Annotated in this window: 16 protein-coding genes; 12 read left to right on the forward strand and 4 right to left on the reverse strand. The window is 72.3% G+C overall.

Annotation, left to right across the window (positions count from 1 at the left end):
- Positions 1-2: 2 nt before the first annotated feature.
- The 3 genes from AB0D53_RS15825 to AB0D53_RS15835 all read left to right on the forward strand — a co-directional run bounded on the left by AB0D53_RS15825 (position 3) and on the right by AB0D53_RS15835 (position 4,009).
- Positions 3-722: an alpha/beta hydrolase gene (locus AB0D53_RS15825; RefSeq protein ID WP_362445893.1), complete on the forward strand. Its 720-nt coding sequence runs from the start codon at positions 3-5 to the stop codon at positions 720-722.
- Between the two features lie 98 nt (positions 723-820).
- On the forward strand, positions 821-1,162 hold the full coding sequence (locus AB0D53_RS15830) for a hypothetical protein (RefSeq protein ID WP_362445896.1): 342 nt from the start codon (positions 821-823) through the stop codon (positions 1,160-1,162).
- Between the two features lie 75 nt (positions 1,163-1,237).
- Positions 1,238-4,009, forward strand: coding sequence for an AAA family ATPase (locus AB0D53_RS15835; protein ID WP_362445899.1), 2,772 nt, complete (start codon positions 1,238-1,240; stop codon positions 4,007-4,009).
- Positions 4,010-4,025: 16 nt separating this feature from the next.
- On the opposite strand, the gene AB0D53_RS15840 is transcribed toward AB0D53_RS15835, so the two are convergent.
- Positions 4,026-4,451 carry an OsmC family protein gene (locus AB0D53_RS15840; protein WP_362445903.1) on the reverse strand — a complete coding sequence of 142 codons (426 nt, stop codon included), beginning with the start codon at positions 4,449-4,451 and terminating at the stop codon, positions 4,026-4,028.
- A gap of 91 nt (positions 4,452-4,542) precedes the next feature.
- Complete coding sequence (locus tag AB0D53_RS15845) at positions 4,543-7,287, reverse strand: AAA family ATPase (protein ID WP_362445906.1); 2,745 nt, start codon at positions 7,285-7,287, stop codon at positions 4,543-4,545.
- Between the two features lie 196 nt (positions 7,288-7,483).
- Between AB0D53_RS15845 and AB0D53_RS15850 the strand changes: the two genes are divergently transcribed.
- From AB0D53_RS15850 to AB0D53_RS15860, 3 genes are all read left to right on the forward strand, one after another.
- The gene (locus AB0D53_RS15850) at positions 7,484-8,917 is read left to right on the forward strand and encodes an aldehyde dehydrogenase family protein (RefSeq protein WP_362445909.1); all 1,434 of its coding nucleotides are present in this window, start codon (positions 7,484-7,486) and stop codon (positions 8,915-8,917) included.
- Positions 8,918-9,009: 92 nt separating this feature from the next.
- Positions 9,010-9,870, forward strand: a complete 861-nt coding sequence (locus AB0D53_RS15855) for a helix-turn-helix transcriptional regulator (RefSeq protein ID WP_362445913.1) — start codon at positions 9,010-9,012, stop codon at positions 9,868-9,870.
- A gap of 103 nt (positions 9,871-9,973) precedes the next feature.
- A complete protein-coding gene (locus AB0D53_RS15860) occupies positions 9,974-10,324 on the forward strand; it encodes a winged helix-turn-helix transcriptional regulator (protein WP_362445916.1) in 351 nt (116 codons plus the stop codon).
- Between the two features lie 21 nt (positions 10,325-10,345).
- Here the strand turns inward: AB0D53_RS15860 and AB0D53_RS15865 are convergent, their stop codons facing one another.
- Positions 10,346-12,028, reverse strand: coding sequence for an FAD-binding protein (locus AB0D53_RS15865; protein ID WP_362445919.1), 1,683 nt, complete (start codon positions 12,026-12,028; stop codon positions 10,346-10,348).
- A 211-nt stretch (positions 12,029-12,239) separates the two neighbouring features.
- Here AB0D53_RS15865 and AB0D53_RS15870 point away from each other — a divergent pair, with 211 nt between their 5' ends.
- From AB0D53_RS15870 to AB0D53_RS15880, 3 genes are all read left to right on the forward strand, one after another.
- The gene (locus AB0D53_RS15870) at positions 12,240-15,053 is read left to right on the forward strand and encodes an AAA family ATPase (protein ID WP_362445922.1); all 2,814 of its coding nucleotides are present in this window, start codon (positions 12,240-12,242) and stop codon (positions 15,051-15,053) included.
- A 224-nt stretch (positions 15,054-15,277) separates the two neighbouring features.
- Positions 15,278-16,009, forward strand: a complete 732-nt coding sequence (locus AB0D53_RS15875; protein ID WP_362445925.1) for a sigma factor — start codon at positions 15,278-15,280, stop codon at positions 16,007-16,009.
- A 102-nt stretch (positions 16,010-16,111) separates the two neighbouring features.
- Positions 16,112-16,879: an SDR family oxidoreductase gene (locus tag AB0D53_RS15880; RefSeq protein WP_362445928.1), complete on the forward strand. Its 768-nt coding sequence runs from the start codon at positions 16,112-16,114 to the stop codon at positions 16,877-16,879.
- A 25-nt stretch (positions 16,880-16,904) separates the two neighbouring features.
- Here the strand turns inward: AB0D53_RS15880 and AB0D53_RS15885 are convergent, their stop codons facing one another.
- A complete protein-coding gene (locus AB0D53_RS15885) occupies positions 16,905-17,669 on the reverse strand; it encodes a GNAT family N-acetyltransferase (RefSeq protein WP_362445931.1) in 765 nt (254 codons plus the stop codon).
- A 449-nt stretch (positions 17,670-18,118) separates the two neighbouring features.
- Between AB0D53_RS15885 and AB0D53_RS15890 the strand changes: the two genes are divergently transcribed.
- From AB0D53_RS15890 to AB0D53_RS15900, 3 genes are all read left to right on the forward strand, one after another.
- Positions 18,119-18,394, forward strand: a complete 276-nt coding sequence (locus AB0D53_RS15890; RefSeq protein ID WP_362445934.1) for a hypothetical protein — start codon at positions 18,119-18,121, stop codon at positions 18,392-18,394.
- Between the two features lie 328 nt (positions 18,395-18,722).
- On the forward strand, positions 18,723-19,754 hold the full coding sequence (locus AB0D53_RS15895; RefSeq protein WP_362445937.1) for a Dyp-type peroxidase: 1,032 nt from the start codon (positions 18,723-18,725) through the stop codon (positions 19,752-19,754).
- A 213-nt stretch (positions 19,755-19,967) separates the two neighbouring features.
- A complete protein-coding gene (locus AB0D53_RS15900; RefSeq protein ID WP_362445940.1) occupies positions 19,968-21,386 on the forward strand; it encodes a sugar porter family MFS transporter in 1,419 nt (472 codons plus the stop codon).
- Positions 21,387-21,438: the final 52 nt, after the last annotated feature.

Here is a 21,438-nt window from a genome sequence, read left to right on the forward strand (position 1 = left end):
CCATGAGTGAACAGAACCCCACCGTCGTCCTCGTCCACGGAGCGTTCGCGGATTCCTCCAGCTGGAACGGCGTCGTCGAAAAGCTCCAGTCCCACGGTCATTCCGTGGTGTCCGCGAGCAACCCGCTGCGCGGGCTGAGCAAGGACAGCGACTACGTCCGACAACTCGTCGAGTCCATAGCGGGCCCCGTGGTCCTCGTCGGGCACTCCTACGGCGGCTCCGTGATCAGCAATGCCGCACGCGGGCTCGACCACGTCAAGGCGCTCGTCTTCGTCGCGGCGTTCCTGCCCGAGGAGGGCGAGAGCGCGGTCACCCTGTCCGAGAAGTTCCCGGGCAGCACCCTGGGCGAGACGCTCCGCCCCGTGCCGGTCACCCTCCCCGACGGCAGCCGGGCGGCGGATCTCTACATCGACAGGAGCGCGTTCCACCAGCAGTTCGCCGCCGACGTCCCCGAGAAGACGACGGCGGTCATGGCGGCCACCCAGCGGCCCGTCGCCGACGCCGCGCTCGCCGAGAGAGCTTCGGCCCCGGCCTGGCGGGACATCCCGTCCTGGGTCCTCGTCGCGACCGAGGACCGCAACATTCCGGCCCGGGCGCAGATCTTCATGGCCGAGCGCGCGAAGGCCACAGTCGTGACCGTCGACGCCTCCCACGCGGTCGCCGTCTCCCGGCCCGGTGACGTCGCCCGCCTGATCGACGAGGCGGTGCGGGCCGCCGTTTGAGCCGCACCGGTATCGGGGCGCGGTGTCTGATGCACCGCGCCGTCCTCGTGGCCCGGCTCCGCTCCGGACGCCGGGCCGCCGACGTCTGGAGCACATTCATGAGCACGGAGGAGCAGGCCGCCCGCGGCCTGGTCGACATAGAGGCATACCTGTACCGGGAGGCTCACCTCAGCGCCGCCCGGCTGCGCGTGGCCGCCTTCATCGCGCAGTCGGCGGGGCTGACCCACCGGCAGAAGAGAGACATCGAGGAGTGGTACCTCGACGAGCAGAAGTACGTCGCGGGGATGGTGACGCAGCACATCGCCGACAGCATCGCCGAGGCCGACTCGGACCACCACCGGCGCTTCCTGCGCAGGCTGCACCGGCTGCTGACCGCTGTGGCCGTCCTGACCCTGCTGACCTTCGCCGGCACGGTACTCCTGGTGTGCCTGCTCGCGTGAGGAGACCGCGGACAGCGCTGCCGCCGGCCGCGGACACGGTGATCACCGGAGGTATCGTGGCTGCGGGAGGCTTCCATGGTGAGGGGCGGGGCACGGGCCGGACTCATCGGCCGACAGGACGAGTGCCGGATCCTCGACGACCTGCTCGCGCGGGCCAGAGGCGGCCGCAGCGGTGTCATCCTGGTCCGCGGCGAGGCCGGGATCGGGAAGAGCGCACTGCTCCACCACCTGATCGACCGGGCCGACGGATTCCGCGTCGTGCGCGCGGCCGGCGTGCAGTCCGAGATGGAACTGTCCTACGCCGCACTGCACCAGCTCTGTGCCCCGCTGCTGTCCCAGCTCGATCAGCTCCCCGGGCCGCAGCGCACCGCCCTGCGCACGGCGTTCGGCATGCAGGCGGGGCCCACGCCCGACCGGTTCCTGGTTGGGCTGGCCACCTTGGGCCTGCTGGCCGGGGCGGGCACCGACCAGCCGTTGCTGTGCCTGGTCGACGACGCACAGTGGCTGGACCAGGTGTCGTCCCAGACGCTCGAGTTCGTCGTGCGCCGACTGCTCGCCGAATCGGTGCTGCTCGTCCTGGCCGTCCGCGAGTCCGGCCCCCGCTATGTCCTCCCGGACCTGCCCGACCTCGAACTGCACGGGCTGAAGGAACAGGACGCGCACCACCTTCTCGACTCGGTGATCACAGGCCCCCTCGACCCGCAGGTACGGGACCGGATCGTCGCCGAGACCCGGGGGAACCCGCTCGCCCTGCTCGAACTGCCGCGCAGCCTGACCGCCGTGGAGATGGCCGGCGGCTTCGAGGGTTCCGCGGCCCGGCCCGTGACCGGCCAGATCGAGGCGGACTATCTCCGCCGTATCCGTGCCCTCCCCGCCGGGGCGCAGCGCCTGCTGCTCGTCGCCGCCCTCGAACCGGTCGGCGACGTCTCCCTGCTGCGGCGGGCCGCCGAACGCCTGGACGTCCCGGTGGACACCGCCGTCACCCAGGTCGAGGCATCGGGCCTGCTGACGCTCCGTACCTGGGTCCGCTTCCGCCACCCCCTGGTCCGCTCGGCGGCACACCGCGCCGCCGACGCCGAGGAACGGCGCCGCGTGCACCGCGTGCTGGCCGACTCGATCGACGTGAGCCTCGACCCGGAACGCCGGGTGTGGCATCTGGCCAGCGCGGCCACCGAGCCCGACGAGGCCGTGGCCGCCGAACTCGAAAGGTCCGCCGACCACGCCCACCGCCGCGGCGGACTCGCGGCCGCGGCCGCCTTCCTGCACCGGGCCGGCGAGCTGACGCCCGACCCCGAACGGCGCGCGGCCAGGACCCTGGCCGCCGCGCAGGCCAAGTTTCAGGCGGGCGCCTACGACACCGCGCGGGAACTGGTCGACGTCGCGGATCCGGACGTGCTCGGCGACGTGGGGGCCGGCCGGGCCGGCCTGCTGCGGGGACAGATCACCTCGGCGGCCCAGAGCGCCAGTGCCGGACTTCCCCTGCTGCTCGAAGCTGCCCGGCAACTGCAACCGTACGACCTCGAACTGGTTCGCCAGACCTACCGGGACGCCATCCACGCGGCGCTCACCGCGGGCCGGCTCACCACGGGCGGGGTCCGCGACGTCGCCGAGGCCGTGCTGAGCCTGCCGGACCCCGGCCGCCCCGCCGAACGCGAGGACCTCCTGCTGACCGGCATCTCACGGATGGTCACCGAGGGGTACTCCACGGGTGCCTCCCTCGTCCTCGACGCCGTGCACGCCTTCCGGACACAGCGCGGCACACCGCAGGACGCACTGGGCTGGCTCCCGCTCGTGTGCCGCATGGCGCACAGTGTGTGGGACTTCGCCGCCTGGTCCGAACTCTCCGCCCGCCTGGTCGAGTTCGCCCGGGAGAACGGTGCGCTCGCCGTGCTGCCCTCCGGCCTCCTGCTGCGCTTGTCGAACCGAGTCTTCGCGGGCGATCTACGGGCCGCCGACTCCCTCAGGGCGGAGGCCGACGCGATCGGCGAGGCCACGGGCAGCACCTTCTTCGCCCACTACGGAGCCCTCGTCGTGGAGCCCTTCAAGGGCCGGGAAGCCCCCACCAGGCAGGCGATCGCAGCCGTCGCGCAGGACCGGTTGCTACAGAACGAGGGCAAGGTCGTCACCGCCACCCAGTGGGCCGAGGCGGTCCTGTACAACGGCCTCGGCCGTTACGAGGAGGCATGCGCCGCAGCCGAGCTCGGCTGCGCGAACCCGCAGGAACTCGGCCTGTCCCTCCAGTCCAGGGGCGAACTCGTGGAGGCGGCCGCCGGGCTGGGCCGACCCGAGCGCGCGGCCGAGTCGGTGCGCGCGATCGAGGAGATGGCCCGGGTCAGTGCGACGCCCTGGGCGCTCGGCACATCGGCCGCCGTCCGCGCCCTCGTGGCGCAGGGAGCGGACGCCGAGTCCCTGCACCACGAGGCCGTCGAACAACTGGACCTGGCCCAGACCCGCATGGACAGTGCCAGGGCGCGGCTCCGCCACGGCGAGTGGCTGCGCCGTGAAGGGCGGGAGGCGCAGGCGCGGGCCCGGCTGGGCGAGGCGTACGAGATGCTCGGCGAAGCGGGCGCCGAAGCGTTCGCGGAGCGTGCGCGGCGGGAACTGCAAGCCGCCGGGGTGAAGACGCGCCGACGGGCCGCTGCGACGTCGGTCACTTTCACGGTGAAGGAGGCCGAGATCGCGCGGCTGGCCCGGGACGGGTTCACGAATCCTGAGATCGCCGCCCGGCTGCTGCTGAGCCCGCACACGGTGGAGTGGCATCTGCGCAAGGTGTTCGCGAAGCTGGGGATCTCCTCCCGCAAGGAGATCGCCTCGGTGGAGCTGGACGCCGTGGCGACCGCGTCCTGACCCGGCGGACCCGCACTCAGGGCATCAGGGGCCCGTCGGGGGAGACCGTCCCGGGCTCCGCCAGCAACGCGGGCACGGTGACGATCTCCATCTCGCGCGTCAGCAGACGGTGCACGGGACAACGCCCGGCCGCCGCCAGCAACTGCTCCCGCTGGGCCGGCTCCAGATCGCCGGTCAGCCCCAGGTTCTTGACGATGCGCCCCTGACCGCCGAACCGGACAGCCACGTCCACCCGGTCGAGTGGCCAGCCGTGCCGGTCCGCCAGGGCTCGCACGGCCATGGAGGTGCACGAGCCCAGCGCGGCCAGCACCAGCTCTCCCGGGGTAGGCCCGGCATCGGCGCCGGCGGGCTCGGGTTCGTCGGCGGTCAGCGTGTGGGTGCCGATCGCCACGGAGCGTGTGAGCCGCTCGCCCTCGGCGACGGAGACGAGGCGCGTGATCATGGGTATTCCTCTCGGCAGGGATCCGGGGCCGTGGCGAAACGCGGCCCCGCCCTACAGACCGAACCTGCGACGCAGCTGTGACAGCTGCCTGTCACAGCTCCGTGCGCAGGGAACGCCGGGAGGTGATGCCGAGCTTGGCGTACACCTTCCGCAGATGCCACTCCACCGTGTGCGGGCTCAGGAACAGCTGGGCACCGATCTCGGAGTTGGTCAGGCCGTCCCGGGCCAGCCGCGCGATCTGCGCCTCCTGGGCGGTGAGAGTCGCCGTGGCGCCGCCGTCGCGCCGGGCCACCGATTCACCCGCGGCCCGCAGCTCACGGATGGCGCGGTCGGCGAAGGCCAGCGCGCCGAACCGCGTGAACAGAGCGTGCGCCGAGTGCAGTTGCTCCCGGGCATCGCTGCGGCGGCCCTCCCGCCGCAGCCACTCCCCGTACAGCAGGTGGGCGCGGGCCAGGTCCGTCGCGACGCGGGTGCGCCCGAGCCGTTCGATCGCCTCGCGGTAGTCCTCCTCGGCCGTGGCGCCCTGGCCGAGCAGTGCCCGGGAGCGCGCCTGGACGCCCAGCGCCCAGTCCGTACCGGCGGCCCCGGTGGTCCGCACGAGCCGTTCCAGAGCGGTACGGGCCGCGTCCGTGCGGCCGCTGCGCGCGCCGGCCTCCACCAGCTCGATCAGTCCCGCGTTGGCCGCGACCAGGTCATGCGGGTGGGTGCTCGCCGAACGGGCCGCGTCGAACGCCTCCTCGAACCGGCCGAGGCCGTTGAGGAGTACGGCCTCGGCCCGCCGTGCGATGGCCACGCCGATGCCCTCACCGCCCCGTACGGCGTTCTCCACGCCCTCCTTGATCAGCGGGAGCGCTTCGTCCGCCCGGCCCTGCCAGGCGGCCAGCGTCATGGCGCCGAACGGGGTGAAGCCGTGGCCGACCGCCTCCTGGAGACGGGTGATCTCCGCGATGAGCAGGGCCGCCTCGTCCAGTTCCCCGGCGCAGGTGTGCACCACCACGCGGGAGTTGAGGGCGAGAGGCAGTTCCGCCAGTGCGCCGACCGCGCGGGCGGTCCGTACGTGGCGTGCCGCCAGCATTGCCCAGCTCTCGTCGTCCCACACCTCGGCCGCCAGCGTCGAGGCCAGCCACGACCAGCGCAGGATCTGGTCGGGGTCGGTCTCCCGGCGGAACAGGTCCAGTGCCCTGCGTGCGGACGGCACCGCGTCGTCGTACGCGTCGGTGAATCCGGTGGCCAGGGCGACCAGGAGCGCATCGGCGGCCCGTGTCGGCCCCCCGGCGGGCGCCGGCGAGGCGAGCCCGGCCACCGCCACCTCGCGTGCGTCCGCGCCGGTGGCGAGGCGTCCGGCGAACAGCGCGGCCGACAGGGCGTCCAGGAACGTCTCATGGGCCAGGTCGGTGTCGAGCGGAAGCAGGCGGCGCGCAGTGGCGAGCAGCAGCGGGATCGCCTCGCCCGGGCGTCCCGAGGCGAAGGTGATCTGGGCGTGGACCAGCTCCGCGCGGGCCCGTTGCAGGTCGTCGAGGGCCTCGGCGCGGGCCAGCGCCAGGAGCTCGCGGGCCGCGGAGGTCGCGCCGGTGCGCAGTTGAGCCTGGGCCGCGGCAAGGGCACGGGTCGCCTTGCGTTGCGGGTGGGATGTCAGGGCGGCTGCCCGAGCCAGGAAGGCGGCCGCCGCCGGGGTGGCGCCGCGCGCCGCCGCCCTTCCGGCCGATGCCTCCAGTTCGGCGGCGATCGCCTCGTCCGGCCGCACTGTCGCCCGTGCCAGGTGCCAGGCGCGGCGGTCCGGGTCGAGGTCGGGGTCGGTCACCTCCGCCAGCACCCGGTGGGTCTCGCGGAGGTCGGCGAGGTCGGCCGCGCGCAGGACGGCGGAGCGCAGCAGCGGGTGCCGAAAGCGGACGAGCGCGCCGACGGCCAGCAGGCCTTCCGTCACCGCCGGGTCGATCGCGCTCGGGCTGATGTCCAGCTGCCCGGCGGCCCGCCTCAGTAGGGTGACGTCACCGACCGGTTCGGCGGCGGCGACGAGCAGCAGGCGCCGGGTCGCGGGGGGAAGGGTGTGGACCCGGGCGACGTAGCTGCGCTCGATGCGGCACGACACCGAACCCAGGCCGGGGCTGTGGAGCGCGTGCTCCGATCCCATGTCGGGCCGGTCGTGCGGCAGTTCCAGCAGGGCCAGCGGGTTGCCGCAGGCTTCGGCGAGGATGCGATCGCGGATCGGTGCGTCCATGGGGCCCACCGCGGACGCGTTCAGCAGATTTCGGGCGTCCGTGTCGTCGAGGCCGTCGACCAGCAGCTCGGGCAGACCCGCCAGCTCGTCGTTCCCCCGCTTCTCCCGGGAGGCGAACACCAGCGCCATGGATTCGGCGAGCATCCGGCGTGCCACGAGCGCCAGGGTCTGCGCGGAGACCCGGTCGAGCCACTGCGTGTCGTCCACGAGGCAGAACAGGGGCTGCTCCGAGGCGACGTCGGTCAGCAGCCCGAGGACGGCGAGGCCGACGAGGAACCGGTCGGGCGGCGGGCCGTCACTCAGACCGAACGCGGTGGCAAGGGCGTCCCGTTGCGGAGCGGGAAGGCGGTCGAGGCGGTCGAGGAACGGGGCGCACAGCTGGTGCAGTCCCGCGAACGGCAGCTCCATCTCGGACTCGACACCCGCCCCACGGGCGACGCGGTGCCGTGCGACGCGGGCCTCCAGGTGGTGCAGCAGGGCGGACTTGCCGATTCCGGCGTCACCCCGCAGGACCAGTGCAGCGCTGCGTCCGGCTTCCACCTCGGCGGCCAGGACGTCGAGCGCCTCCCGCTCACGGCGTCGGCCGCGCAACTGCTTCGAACCCTCGTCGCCGCTCATCCTGCCCCCATCCCGAAGGGGAGCATAACAAGCGCTCCAGTGGCCGGGGCCGCTGAGGAGAAGCGCTGGGGGCCGCCCCGGCGAGAGTCCGTTCGCCAGGTCGCCGGGGCGCGGCGGACGCGCGCCGGGGCAGTGACGTGGATCATGGGCCTGGGAGGGCATGGATGCCGTGCGCCGGGCGAGGTCTCCTGGGCACATGAACACAACACACACGGTTTCTTTTCCGGCGCCGTCCCACTGGATCGACGGCCGTGCCGTCCGCGGCTCCGGGCCGATGCTCGACGTGGTGAATCCCGCCGACGCGTCGGTCGTCGCCACCCTGCACGAGAGTACGGACGCGGAGCTGGATCTGGCGGTGAGTGCCGCGCTCGCCGCGTTCGACGGGTGGGCGGCGACATCGGTGGAGCACCGGGCCGCCGTCATGCGGCGCCTGGCCGAGGGCCTGGAGAAGCACGGTGAGGAGCTGGCAGCCGTCATCACCCTGGAGATGGGCGCGCCGATCAGCTTCTCCCGGCAGGCGCAGGTGGGCTTCCCGGTCGCCTCGGTGCTGGCCGCGGTCGCGGCGGCCGAGCGGTTCGAGTGGACGTCCGAGGTGGAGAACTCGCTCGTCGTCCGCGAGCCCATCGGCGTCGTAGGGGCGATCACTCCATGGAACTTCCCGCTCCAGCAGCTCGTGACCAAGGTCGTCCCCGCGATGCTCGCGGGCAACACCGTCGTGCTCAAGCCGTCGGAGCTCTCTCCGCTCAGCGCGCGGATGTTCGCCGAGGCGGCCACCGAGGCCGGCTTGCCCGACGGTGTGTTCAACGTGGTGCAGGGCACCGGATCCGTCGTCGGCGAGGCACTCGCACGGCACCCGAGAATCGACATGATCTCCTTCACCGGCTCCACCCGGGCCGGCCGGGCCGTGTCCGTCGCCGCTTCCGGCACCGTCAAGCGGGTCGCACTCGAACTGGGCGGCAAGGCGGCCCACGTCATCCTTCCCGAGGCCGACCTGGACGCCGCCGTCCCCCGGGGTCTGGCCTTCGCCTGGGCCAATGCCGGCCAGGCATGCGGCGCCTACGTGCGCATGCTCGTCCCCGAAGCACTCCAGGAGACGGTGGTCGAGAAGCTGCGGGCGGCGGCCGAGGAGTACACCGTCGGCGACCCGGCCGACGAGGCCACGCGCATCGGCCCGCTCGCCTCGGAGACCCAGCGCCGACGCGTCGACGGCTATATCCGCCGCGGTGTCTCCGACGGCGCCACGCTCGTGGTCGGCGGCCCCGGCCGGCCGGAGGGCCTGGAGACCGGTGCCTACGTCCGGCCGACCATCTTCTCCGACGTCGACCCCGAGTCGGTCATCGCCCAGGAGGAGATCTTCGGCCCTGTGCTCGTCGTCATCCCGTACGTCGATGACGACCACGCCGTCGAGCTGGCCAACGGCACCATCTACGGGCTCAACGGCGCGGTGTCGGGCGATCAGGAGCACGCCCTGGCGATCGCCCGGCGCCTGCGCGTCGGCCAGGTCGATGTCAACGGCGGCCCGCACAACTTCCAGGCCCCCTTCGGCGGGTACAAGCAGTCCGGCAACGGCCGTGAGATGGGCCGTGCCGGCCTTGAGGAGTTCCTGGAGACCAAGGTGATCACCCGGTAGTGCGCTACGGTGGGACACACTGTGTTTCGGGAATGCACTGTTCGGGCCGCATCGTTGACCGTGAAGGAGGGTGGGAGCACGAGAGGACAGCGATGACGGACCGAGCAGCTCTGGCGGCTTTTCTCCGGACCCGGCGCGAGGTGCTCCAGCCGGAGGACGTCGGCCTTCCCCGCGGACGCCGCAGGCGAACGGCAGGGCTGCGCCGCGAGGAGGTCGCGGCACTGTGCGACATGTCGGTGGACTACTACGGCCGCCTTGAACAGCCGAGGGGCCCCCGCCCCTCCGAGCAGATGCTCGCCGCGCTCGCCCGTGGTCTGGGTCTGTCCCTCGAGGAGCGGGATCACCTCTACCGGCTCGGCGGCCACGCGGTGCCGCGCCGGGTGCGCGGGGAGGACCACGTCGATCCGGGGATGATGCGCATCCTGGACCGGCTGGAGGACACCCCCGCGCTGGTGATGGACCATCTCGGCCGGACGCTGCGGCAGACGCGTCCGGCCGTGGCGCTGCTGGGCGACGCGACGGTTTACACCGGGCAGACCCGCAGCGCCCACTACCGCTGGTTCACCGATCCCGCTTCCCGGTTGATCCGTCCGGAGAGCGAGCACGCGGAGCAGAGCCGTCTGATGGTGGCCGATCTCCATAACGCGTACACCCGCGAGGGCCGCGACTCGCGGGTTGCCGAGCTCGTGGACGCGCTCATCGAGGAGAGTCCCGAGTTCGCCGGTATCTGGCAGCAGAGGCCCGTCCTCGGGCCTTCCTGCGCTTCCCAGCGTTTTCTCCACCCTCAGCTCGGCATGCTGGAGTTGCACTGTCAGACACTGGTCGACCCTGTCCAGGCCCAACGTCTCGTCGTCTACACCACCACCCCGGGAACCGCGAGCGACACCGAGGTGCGCCTGTTGTCCCTGCTGCCGGACCGCCTGTCACAGGGCGGGGCCGTACACGGTCGCTAGGGGGTGTCTGACACGTGCCTGCGGTGTCGCGGGGTCCGGCACATCCCCGAGCTCTCGGCTTCGTTCGAGCAGGGGAGACCCCATCCGCGGACGCCCCGGCGCCTTGCGAGCGCACGCACCGGGCCCGCTTCTTCACCCGCACTCATTTATCAGATTCCTGGGCCGATGTCCGAACGGCGACACCCTGGCCAGGCTGCGGCACGGACCCCAGGGTTACGCCAAGTCGCGGCGTGCGGTGGACGGCATCAGCGACTCGGTCCTCCCGCAGCGCCTGTCCGAACTGTCGAGTGCGGGCCTCACCGTGCGTGAGGTGGAGTCCGGGCCGCCGGTCATGGTCCGCCACCGCCTCACTCCCGACGGGACGGCCCCGATGCCCATCCTTGGCGAGCTGGCCGGACGGGCCTCCCACCGCCTGCCGGAGACGCCGGCCACGCTGCGGCGCGGCAAGAGCTGAGCCGGCCGGGCCGGCCCCGGGTCACCGGGGCTGCCGCGGTGACCCGGCATCTGCCCCGGGCTCGCGCCGCACCCCGGTGGCCGGGGACCACACCAGAGCGACCGTCAGCTCGGGGCCGGCACCGGAGTGGCCGGACCGGTGATGACCGCTCCGGGCCGCCAGGCGTTCCCGCGCGCACTCCAGCGTCGCACGCGCGGCGAGCAGGGCCGACCGGAGGTCGTAGGCGTACGCGAGGTCCTGGAGGCCACCGATGTCGATGTGGATCCCGGCGTGCGCCGTGCGGGCCTCGATCCCGTCGAGTTCGTCGAGCCCGGCGGCGAGCCCGGCTTCGTCGCGTACGACGCCCGCGTGCTCGGTCATCAGATGACGCACCGAGCGCAGCAGGGCGCGGACGTTCTGGTCACCGTCGGCCGCCAGCAGGCGGGTCATGTCCGTCTCCGCGGCGCGCACCGCCGAGGGGGAGCGCTGCTGCACGGTGAGCCGGGCCGAGTACTCCGCCGCGGCCCGGCCCGCGATTCGGCCGTGGACGAGGAATTCGAGCAGCGCGTTCTCCTGCTGCCGCCTCGCGTCGTGCGGTGCGCCGGCCGCCTCCCCGATCACGTACAGCCCGGTGACCTCGGTGCTGTGGTCCTCGGGCCGCACCCGGACACCGCCCAGGGAGTACTCGGCCGTCGGTGTGACCTCGACCGGGTCACGGGTGATGTCGAGCGTCTGCACGTCCAGCAGGGTCTGGTGCACCTGGGGCAGCCGCGTCAGAACGGTCTCGCGTGGGAGGTGGGACAAATCTAGCCATACCCCGCCGGACTGGGTGCCACGCCCCGCCCTGATCTCGGTGCAGGCGGCCGCCGCGACCCGGTCCTGACTGGAGCGCTCCAGGTGCTCGGGTTCGTAGCGCGTCATGAACCGTTCGCCGAGGTTGTTGAGCAGTACGCCGCCCTCACCGCGGGCCGCCTCGTCGAGGAGCAGGCCGGCCGCGTGCTCCGGTCCGACCAGTCCGAGGGGATGGAACTGCACCAGCTCGGGGTCGCGCAGCCGGGCGCCGGCCTCGGTGGCGAGGCGGAAGGCGTCGCCGCCGCTCTCGTCGCGGCGCGACGACGTGCGCCGCCAGATGCGGGTGTGCCCTCCGGTCGCGAGGATCACGGCGTCGGCGTGCATCAGGTAGCGCGAACCGTCGACGAGGTCGAATCCGTAGGCGCCGAAGACCGTTCCGTCGTCGACCAGCAGCCGGGTGACGTACACGCCGGTGACGACGGGGATGCCGAGCTCGGCCGCGCGGATCGTCAGCGCCCGGTGCACCCCCGGCCCGGCCTGCTGGCCGGCGCATGTCGTGCTGTCGTGCGCGTGGCCGGACCGGCGGGGGACCTGTCCGCGGCGCTCGGGGTGCGGGCCGTGGCGTCCCATGTCCTGGCTGCCCTGCTCCGCATAGCGGGCGACGGCTCGGGCGGTGCGGGGATCGGCCAGAAGACGCCCCTCGCGCAACGTTTCGGCCGCGTGCCGCTGCCACACGTCGTCGGGCCCGGAGCCGGCCGCGGGCCACATGGGGCCCGCGGGCCCGAGGGCCGCGGGCGCGTTCTCGACCGTGCTCTTGGCCACGGCGATGACCGAGACTCCGGCCTCCGCGACCTCGATGGCCGCGCGGAGGCCTGACCCACCGGCCCCCACCACGAGAACGGATGCGGCGAGCTGGTGTCCGAGCGACGACATGGGGGGACCTCCTGCAACGGGTATAAACATCGGCACTGGTCGACCGGACAGCGGGCTCGTTTGTGACAACCGCCGGGGACTTTTCGAGGTGGAGACCGTCACAGGCGACGGGCCCGCGAGGGATACGCCGTTCCAGGTATCGTTTCAAGACTTGTTCCGACCACGATGTGGGACCCGTTTTGCCCCTAGATGTCCCGAGGAGCTGCGTCGCATGATTGCCAGTCCGCTTCCCGACCTGGTCGGCCGGCAACGCGAGTGCGCGGCACTCGACGACCTGCTGTCCGGACTGAGTGACGGCGGGTCGGGCATCCTGGTAGTCCGAGGCGAGGCCGGCATGGGCAAGTCGGTGCTCCTGGAGTACGCGGCCGCGCAGGCGTCGCGGGTTAAGGTGACCTGGGCGCACGGCATCGAGGCGGACATGGAACTGCCCTACGCCAGCCTGCACCAGGTGTGCACCCCCTTCCTCGGCGAACTCGACGAACTGCCCGAACCGCAACGCGACGCTCTCCAGGTGGCGTTCGGCATGGCAGCCGGAGATCCCCCCGACCGCTTCTTGGTCGGCCTGGCCGTGCTGACCCTGCTCACCCGGGCCTCCGAGACCCGGCCGGTGCTCGTCCTGGTCGACGACGCCCAGTGGCTGGACCAAGTGTCCCTGCAGACGCTGGAGTTCGTCGCGCGCCGCCTGCTTGCCGAGCCTGTCGCCATGGCCTTCGCGGTACGGGATCCCGAGGGCGGGGCCGCCCTCAACGGACTGCCGACCCTGCGCATCGAGGGCCTGGACACCGCCGCGGCCGGCCGACTCCTGGAATCCGTCGTCGGCGGCCGGCTGGAGAAGCGGGTCCGGGACCGGTTCGTGGCGGAGATGGACGGAAACCCGCTGGCGCTACTGGAGTTCTCCCGCGGCCGCAGCGCCGCCGAGCTGGCCTACGGTCTCGACTCGTCCATCCGGCCGGGCGCCTACGGGCCGGTCGCCGGACGCGTCGAACGCGACTTCGCGGGCCGCATAGCCTCCCTGCCCGAGGCGACCCGCACCCTGCTGCTGATCGCCGCTGCCGAACCGGTCGGCGACGCGCGCCTGCTGGTGCGCGCGGCCGCCCGACTCGAGATCGTGCCCTACGCGGCACCCGCCAAGGCGGCCGGACTGATCGAGTTCGGCGAGTCCGTCAGGTTCCGGCACCCGCTGGTCCGTTCCGCCGTCTACCAGGGAGCCACTCCAGAGGAACGCCGGACGGTGCACCGGGCGCTGGCCGACGTCACGGACCCGGTCCTCGACCCCGACCGGCGCGCCTGGCACGCCGCCCAGGCCACCGACGGGCCGGACGAGGACGTCGCCGCCGGGCTCGAACAGGCCGCCGACCGCGCGCGTCAGCGCGGCGGCATTGCCGCCGAGGCGGTGCTGCTGGAGCGTGCGGCCGAGGCGACACCTGACGCGTGGGCGCGCGGCCGACGGGCCCTCGCGGCCGCCGAGGCGCACTTCTCCGCTGCGGCGCCCGACCGCGCCACCGAACTGGCGACGGTGGCCGAACTGTGTCCCCTGAGCACCCTGGACCGGGCCCGCCTCGCGCGGCTGCGGGCCCGGATCCTGTTCGCGCGCAGCCGCAGCGACGAGGCGGCACCGCTGCTGCTCGAGGCCGCCGCGCAGTTCACCGCCGCCGCGTCGCCGCTGGCGCGCGAGACGTACGTGGAAGCGATCAGCGCGACCATCTTCGCGGGCCGGGTCCACGGCCCGACCGGTGCCCGCGCGGCGGCGATCGCCGCCCGCGACTCGGGGGCTCCCCCTTCCGGTTCGGAGGCCGCCGACCGCCTTCTGGACGGGGTCGCCGCACTGCTCGCGGACGACCCCGACACCGGGGTCCCGGCGCTGCGCGGCGCCCTTGACCTGCTGGTGCACGAGGAGCTCGACACCCGGGAGGCGGTCATGCGCTGGCTGCTGCTGCTCCCGGTCGCCCTGGAGGCGTTCATCCACTACGCCTGGGACCTGCACGCCTGGGACGCCCTGTCCAGCCGGGCCGTGCGGCTGGCCCGCGACGTCGGAGCGCTCGGCGCGCTGCCCCCGGCGCTCATCTACGCCGGCGGCGTGCACATCCACTACGGCGACTTCCCCGAGGCCGACCGGATGATCGACGAGGCCGACGCGCTCACCGCCGCCACGGGCCATGCCCCGCACAAGTACGCGACCCTGGTCCTGGCCGCATGGCGCGGCGAGGCGGACGTCGCCACCGGCATCATCGACGAGGCCCGGCAGCAGGCCGAACAGAGCGGGGAGGTCTCCCTGCTGGGCGCCACCGGCTACATCCAGGGGGTGCTCTTCAACGGACTGGGCCGCTACGAGGAGGCGCTGGAGGCCGCACGCGAGGGCATCGAGCACGACGGATTCAACTTCACCGGCCTGTCGCTGGTGGAACACGTCGAGGCCGCCACGCGGTGCGGTGAACTCGACCAGGCCCGCGCCTCACTGGGCCGGCTCATCCAGCTCACCGGGGCCGCCGAGTCCGGATGGGCGCACGGCGCCGCCGCCCGCTGCCGGGCGCTGCTGGCCGACGGCGAGGAGGCCGACGGGCTGTACCGGACCGCGATCGAGGAGTTCGGGCGCGGCGGTGTGGCCGTCGAGGTGGCGCGCACCCATCTGCTGTACGGCGAATGGTTGCGCCGCGCCCAGCGCCGCTCCTCGTCCCGGGAGCAACTGCGCACGGCGCACGAGATGTTCGACGGCATGCGCGCGCACGCCTTCGCCGAGCGGGCCCGCCGCGAGCTGCTCGCCACCGGTGAGCACGTCAGCGTGCGGGAGGACCGTCCGGCCAGCTCCCTGACGCCGCAGGAGTCCCAGGTCGCCGCGCTCGCCGCCGACGGCATGACGAACGCGAAGATCGGCGCGGAGCTGTTCATCAGCCCGCACACCGTGGAGTGGCACCTGCGCAAGGTGTACATGAAGCTCGGCATCAACTCACGCCGCGCGCTGCCCGGTGCCCTGGGCGACGCCCCGGCCGACAACCTCCACGACCAGGACACGGCGCGCAGCGCCTGACGCCCGGCACGGGCCCCCACGGGCTCGGCCATGGGTGGGTCGCGGGGCCTGCGGGGGAGTCCCACCGGGGTCCATGGGCCCCCAACCCCCGGGGGTCCACGGACTCCACCACGGGGTCCCACGGACTCCACCACGGGGAAGCAGGGGCGCGGGGGGTGGTGTCCCGGGGCGAGGGTGGAAACACGCCCTGGACGGGCGTCCCCTTCCACCACGAGGAGTTCCCCATGCCCGCGACCAGCCCGCAGACGACGACCGAACCCGCGCCCGCCCGGCCCGCAGGCCACGACGACATGGACACCGCCCTCGGCACCTTCCTGGCCGAGCGGACACGGCTTTTCCGCATCGCCTACCGCATTCTCGGCGACGTCACGGGGGCCGAGGACGTGGTCCAGGAGGTGTGGCTGCGCTGGCAGCTCACCGAGCGCGTGGCCGTCGACAATCCGGCCGCGTTCCTGGTGACCGTCACGACCCGGCTGGCCATCAACGTGGTCCGCTCCGCACGCCACAGCCGTGAGGTCTCGGTCGAGCCCCAGCTGGCCAGCCTTGGTGACCGGGTCGCCTCGGACCCCGCGCCGAGCGTCGAGCACAGCGTGGAGCAGAGCGTGGCGGTCGAGGGGGCCCTGGCCCTGCTCATGGCGCGCCTGACCCCCGACCGCCTGGCGGCCTACGTCCTGCGCAAGGGCTTCGGCTACGCCTACGCGGAGCTGGCAGCGCTGCTGCGCATCAGCGCCCCGAACGCGCGGGTGGTGGTCCACCGGGCGCAGGCCCGCCTGGAGTCCGGCAAGGAGCACCCGGTCCCAGTCGAGTCGCACAGGCGTCTTGCCGCCGCGTTCCGCACGGCCGCCCACACCGGCAACCTGGACGCCCTGCTGGAGCTGCTCACCACCCAGGGGCAGGTGCGCTGCCTGCCATCGGCGTCCGGACCCGCCTCCCGGCCCGTCGAGCAGGCGGCGTGACGCGCCGGCCGGGCCGGACCCATGTCACACTGTTCAACGTTTGACGATAGTGTGAAAACGCACCATGCTGTGTGTACCAGTGAAGACAGTAAGGAACATGTGATGTCCGCAGACTCTCCCGACCAGACCTTCGCGGGCCACGTGGCCGTCGTGACGGGAGCCGGCACCGGCATCGGCCGGGCCACCGCCGTCGCCTTCGCCGCGGCCGGCGCCCACGTGCTCGGGGTGGGGCGGCGCGAAGAACCGCTGAAGGAGACCGCGGCGCTGCACCCCGGCATCGACGTCCTGGCGATCGACATCTGCGGCGCGGGCGCACCCGCCGAAGTGATCAGGGCGGCTGTGCAGTGCTGGGGGCGACTCGACTACCTGGTCAACAACGCAGGCGCCACAGCGGTGATGACGCTGGCCGACACCGACGAGCGCACGATCACCGACCTGTTCGCCCTGAACGTCGTCGCACCCAGCTTGCTCGCGCATGCGGCCCTGCCGCATCTGCGTGAGTCCTCCGGCACGATCATCAACCTCTCCAGCACCTACGGGCACCGGCCCATGCCGGGAGGTGCCCACTACGCGGCCACCAAGGCCGCCGTCGAACAGCTGACGCGCAGCTGGGCGCTGGAACTGGCGGGGGAAGGGGTCCGTGTCAACGCCGTCGCCCCCGGACCCACCCGCACCGACGTCTTGCTGCACGCCGGTCTCACGCCCGAGGCCACCAACGACATGTACGCCTACGAACGCGAGCGCATCCCCACCCACCACATCGCCGGCGCCGAGGAGGTCGCCTACTGGGTGCTGCGGATGGCCGATCCCGCCGGACGGCACGCGACCGGACAGGTGATCGCCGTCGACGGCGGACTCGAACTCGTATGACATTGACGAGTGCTGATGGTGTGCCTCAGGCAGGGAAGTCGAACAGGTGATAGCCCCACACCGACGTGAAGTCGAACCGCCGGTACAGCGCCTCACCCGCGGGACTGGCCACGAGCGCCGCCACGTCCATGCCGCGCTCCCGCCCCACCCGGAGCGCGGCGGCCGTCAACGCGGCACCGACCCCCTGCCCCCGGTGCGCCCGAGCGACGTGGACGAGGAAGATCCCGGCCACGCCGTGGGCGGCGATCACCGTGGTGGTCCCGACGACCCTGTCCTCCCGCACGGCGGCCAGCCGGACGATGTCCCCGTTGTCCGCGCGCCGTGACTCGATGCGCGCCATCGCGTCCTGCAGTGCGGGCCCGATGCCCATCGACGTCCGGTATGTGGAGACCAGTTCCGCCAGGCGTCTTGCGCCCCGGACTTCTTCCACCCGTAGCCCGGATTGCGTCGGCAACGGCCCGGCCGGTCGGGCGAGCGAACGGATCATCACCGGAAGGCTCGCGACCTCCCGGCCGCCGTGGCGCCGCAGGAGGCCGGCCGTGTCCGCCGGGCTGTCCGGACCGACCCACCACCACCAGGGGACTCCCGTCAGTTCCCGGCGGGCCGCCGCCACCGCCGTCGCCTTCGCCGCGGCCGGCGACGCGAGCCGCACCACGCCGTTGAACTGCGGGGTGGCAAGGCCGCTGCGGAACAGGTCGACGCCGTGTCCCGGCCGACCTCCGGTCTCCCAGCCGAGCAGGTACTGACGGAAGTTGGCGAACACCGAAGTCATCCGAGCGGGCTGAGCCATTGACAACATCTCACTCACCTTGCACTTCTCCACACACTGTGTCCGTTGTCGTTGCGTTTGGCGTTCCCGGCCCGTCGCCGACCGCCAGCAGCGCTGCTGCCCGAGCGCCCGCACCCGATCACGTCAGAAGGAACCGGACACCGGACGCGTATCAGGAAGGCTGCCGTCGTGGCGGCCGGTGGGTGCAGGAATGACATGTTGTATCACACTGTCTCCCGGCCTGTAGGTGGCCCGGAACAAGGTGTCCACATGCCAGGACATCATCGGCCTTGCGACCGCACAGCACCCCACCGGTGTCAGCACTCCCGCGCTTCGGCGGCCCTGAGCCGCGAGCGCGGTGTCACACATCGGGCGCCGGCCCGGTCAAACCCCTCAGCCGACTTCGGCGTTCACGCACCGGCGCGGCCCGTGAACGCCGCGAGGCCGACCGCGAGAGGAGGGGTGCTGCAATGAAGGTCGTGGTGCTCGACGACGGCTCACTCATGGGTGTCGAGACAACTCTGTGGGTCCGGGACCACGGGCACGAGGTGGCGGTCCCGGCGCTCGGAGGCCTCGGCGCGCTGACACCGCAGGAGGTCACCGACGCCCTGCGCGGTGGCGCGGTGGCGGTCGATCTCCTTCATCAACCGTCCCCGGTCACCGCCACGTTCCCCGCCCGCAATGACCCTCACGAGCCGAGGCGGATCACCTCGGCTCGTGGCCCGCTTCCACCGGCAGACTCCTGAACTCCGCGATCGCCGCCGGGGTGCGACACCACGTGTGCCTCCCCGCGGTCGGCGTGGACCGGGTGCACGGTGACGGAACCTTCCGGGCGCTGCGGAACCGGGAAACCATGATCGAGCGCTCGGGTACCGCATTACTCCATTCTCCGCACCACGCAGCTTGCACGCACGCGGAGTGCTGGACGGGCCCGGCCTGCGCGCCATCGAGGCGGCCGCGCCCCCGTCCACCGACGCGTGAGGAGACGCACGAACTGAACCGTGCCGACCGACTCAGTGACCACTGGCGCTGAACGCGCCCGCCGTGCCCCGCCACAGCAGAAAGCGATGATCCATGCCCGCAGGAGCCGAGCAATCCGTGCCGCAGATGATTCTGTCTCCACTGACCAGCGCGGCGATCTTCCTGGTCGTCACCATCGACGACGCAGGCGAGCCAACCGTCCGCGACTTCCTGGGAGATCTCGGCTCACTGGAGAGGGCCGTGGGATTCCGCGCCCACCCCGACGGCCTGCTGAGTTGCGTGACCGGCATCGGGTCGCACGCCTGGGACCGCCTGTTCGCCGGCGCACGCCCGGCCCGTCTGCACCCCTTCAAAGAACTGCGCGGCGCCCGGCACCGGGCGGTCGCCACCCCGGGCGACCTGCTGTTCCACATCCGTGCCGCACGACAGGACCTGTGCTTCGCTCTCGCCACCGAGATCACGAGCCGGCTGCGCGGAGCGGTCACGGTGCAGGACGAGGTGCACGGCTTCCAGTACTTCGACGAACGCGACCTGCTCGGCTTCGTCGACGGCACGGAGAACCCCACCGGCGCCCGAGCGCAGGCCGCCGTGCTCGTGGGGGAGGAGGATCCCGGCTTTGCCGGCGGCAGTTACGTGGTGGTGCAAAAATACCTCCACGACCTCGACGCCTGGCAGAACCTGCCGGTCGAGGCCCAGGAGCGGGTGATCGGCCGGCGGAAACTCTCCGACGTGGAACTGGCGGACGACGTCAAGCCGCCGAACTCCCACACCGCCCTTGCCACCGTGACGGACGCGGACGGCACCGAGCGGAAGATCCTCCGCGACAACATGCCGTTCGGGACGGTGGGTACCCAGGAGTTCGGTACGTACTTCATCGGTTACGCGCGCAGCCCCGAGGTCACCGAGACGATGCTGGAACGCATGTTCCTGGGCACGGACACGGCGACGCACGACCGGATTCTGGACTTCTCCACCGCAGTCACGGGCGCCCTGTTCTTCACCCCGACCACGGACTTCCTGGAAGACCCGTCCCCGCCCCCGCCGCCGGCCACCGGGCGCCCACCGGCCGACGTCACCGTGTCACACCGGCCGAACGCCATCGGCCGTCACGACGAGCGACCCTAGCGCAGCCCGCACCACGGCCCACGGCGCCGGTAAGGCCGCCCACCACCCCTGCCTGCACCCCAGGCATACCCCGCACCCGTGCACCTGCCTTCGCCTGCGCCTGTCCACCAATGTCCGTCGACCGTCGACCGTCGACCGTTGACCAACGGCCGTTGACCAACGGCCGACGGTCGCCCCGGCCCGGTCGCACGGCCCGTGCCACAAGGAGTTCGCATGACCAGCACCGCCGAGATACCCCCGTCACCGGCCGGGGCGGCCGATCCCGCTCCCCTCGCCCACGTCGCCTCCATCGCGGCCGCCGCCGCGATGGGCGGTTTCCTGTTCGGCTACGACAGTTCCGTCATCAACGGCGCCGTCGAAGCCATTCGACACCGCTACGACGTCGGCTCCGCCGTACTGGCTCAGGTCATCGCCATCGCCCTGATCGGCTGTGCCGTTGGTGCCGCCACCGCAGGCCGCATCGCCGACCGCATCGGTCGGATCCGCTGCATGCAGATCGCGGCGGTCCTGTTCACCGTCAGCGCCGTTGGCTCCGCCCTGCCCTTCGCGCTGTGGGACCTGGCACTGTGGCGGGTCATCGGCGGGATCGCCATCGGCATGGCCTCCGTGATCGGCCCGGCCTACATCGCGGAAGTCTCGCCGCCCGCCTACCGTGGCCGGCTCGGCTCCTTCCAGCAGGCGGCGATCGTCGTCGGCATCGCCATCTCCCAGCTGGTCAACTGGGGCCTGCTGAACGCCGCGGGCGGTGACCAGCGCGGTCGGCTGATGGGCCTGGAGGCCTGGCAGGTCATGCTCGGCGTGATGGTTGTTCCGGCCGTCCTGTACGGGCTGCTGTCCTTCGCGATACCGGAGTCGCCGCGCTACCTGATCTCCATCGGTCGGCACGAGGAGGCCCACCGGGTCCTCGGCGAGATCGAGGGTAGGGGAACCGATCTCCAGGCGCGCGTCACCGAGATCGAGACAGCCGCGCGGGGGGAGGAGAGGCCGACCTTCGAGGACCTGCTGGGCGGCGGCTTCTTCTTCAAGCCGATCGTCTGGATCGGCATCGGCCTGTCGGTCTTCCAGCAGTTCGTCGGCATCAACGTCGCGTTCTACTACTCCTCGACGCTGTGGCAGTCGGTCGGTGTCGACCCGGCGGACTCGTTCTTCTACTCGTTCACGACGTCGATCATCAACATCGTCGGCACGGTGATCGCCATGCTCCTCGTCGACCGCATCGGGCGCCGGCCGCTGGCCGTGGTGGGCTCGGCCGGCATGGCCGCAGCCCTGGCGTTGGAGGCATGGGCGTTCTCCGCCCGCTCGGCCACCGGTGAACTCCCGGCCGCACAGGGCTGGATCGCGCTGATCGCCGCCCACGCCTTCGTCCTCTTCTTCGCCCTTTCCTGGGGTGTCGTCGTCTGGGTCATGCTCGGCGAGATGTTCCCCAACCGGATCCGCGCCGCCGCCCTCGGTGTGGCCGCATCCGCGCAGTGGATCGCCAACTGGACGATCACCGCGAGTTTCCCGTCGTTGTCCGATCGGAATCTCTCGGGCACGTACATCGTCTACGCGCTCTTTGCGGTGCTCTCCATCCCCTTCGTCCTCAAGTTCGTCCAGGAGACCAAGGGCAGGAGACTTGAGGACATGGGCTGACCGCCCCGAAACCCGGGGGAGGGGAGGCCACCCCGCACCGGGCGGCCGGGGA

It is taken from the genome of Streptomyces sp. NPDC048295 (assembly GCF_040652135.1).
Classification (GTDB): Bacteria; Actinomycetota; Actinomycetes; order Streptomycetales; family Streptomycetaceae; genus Streptomyces.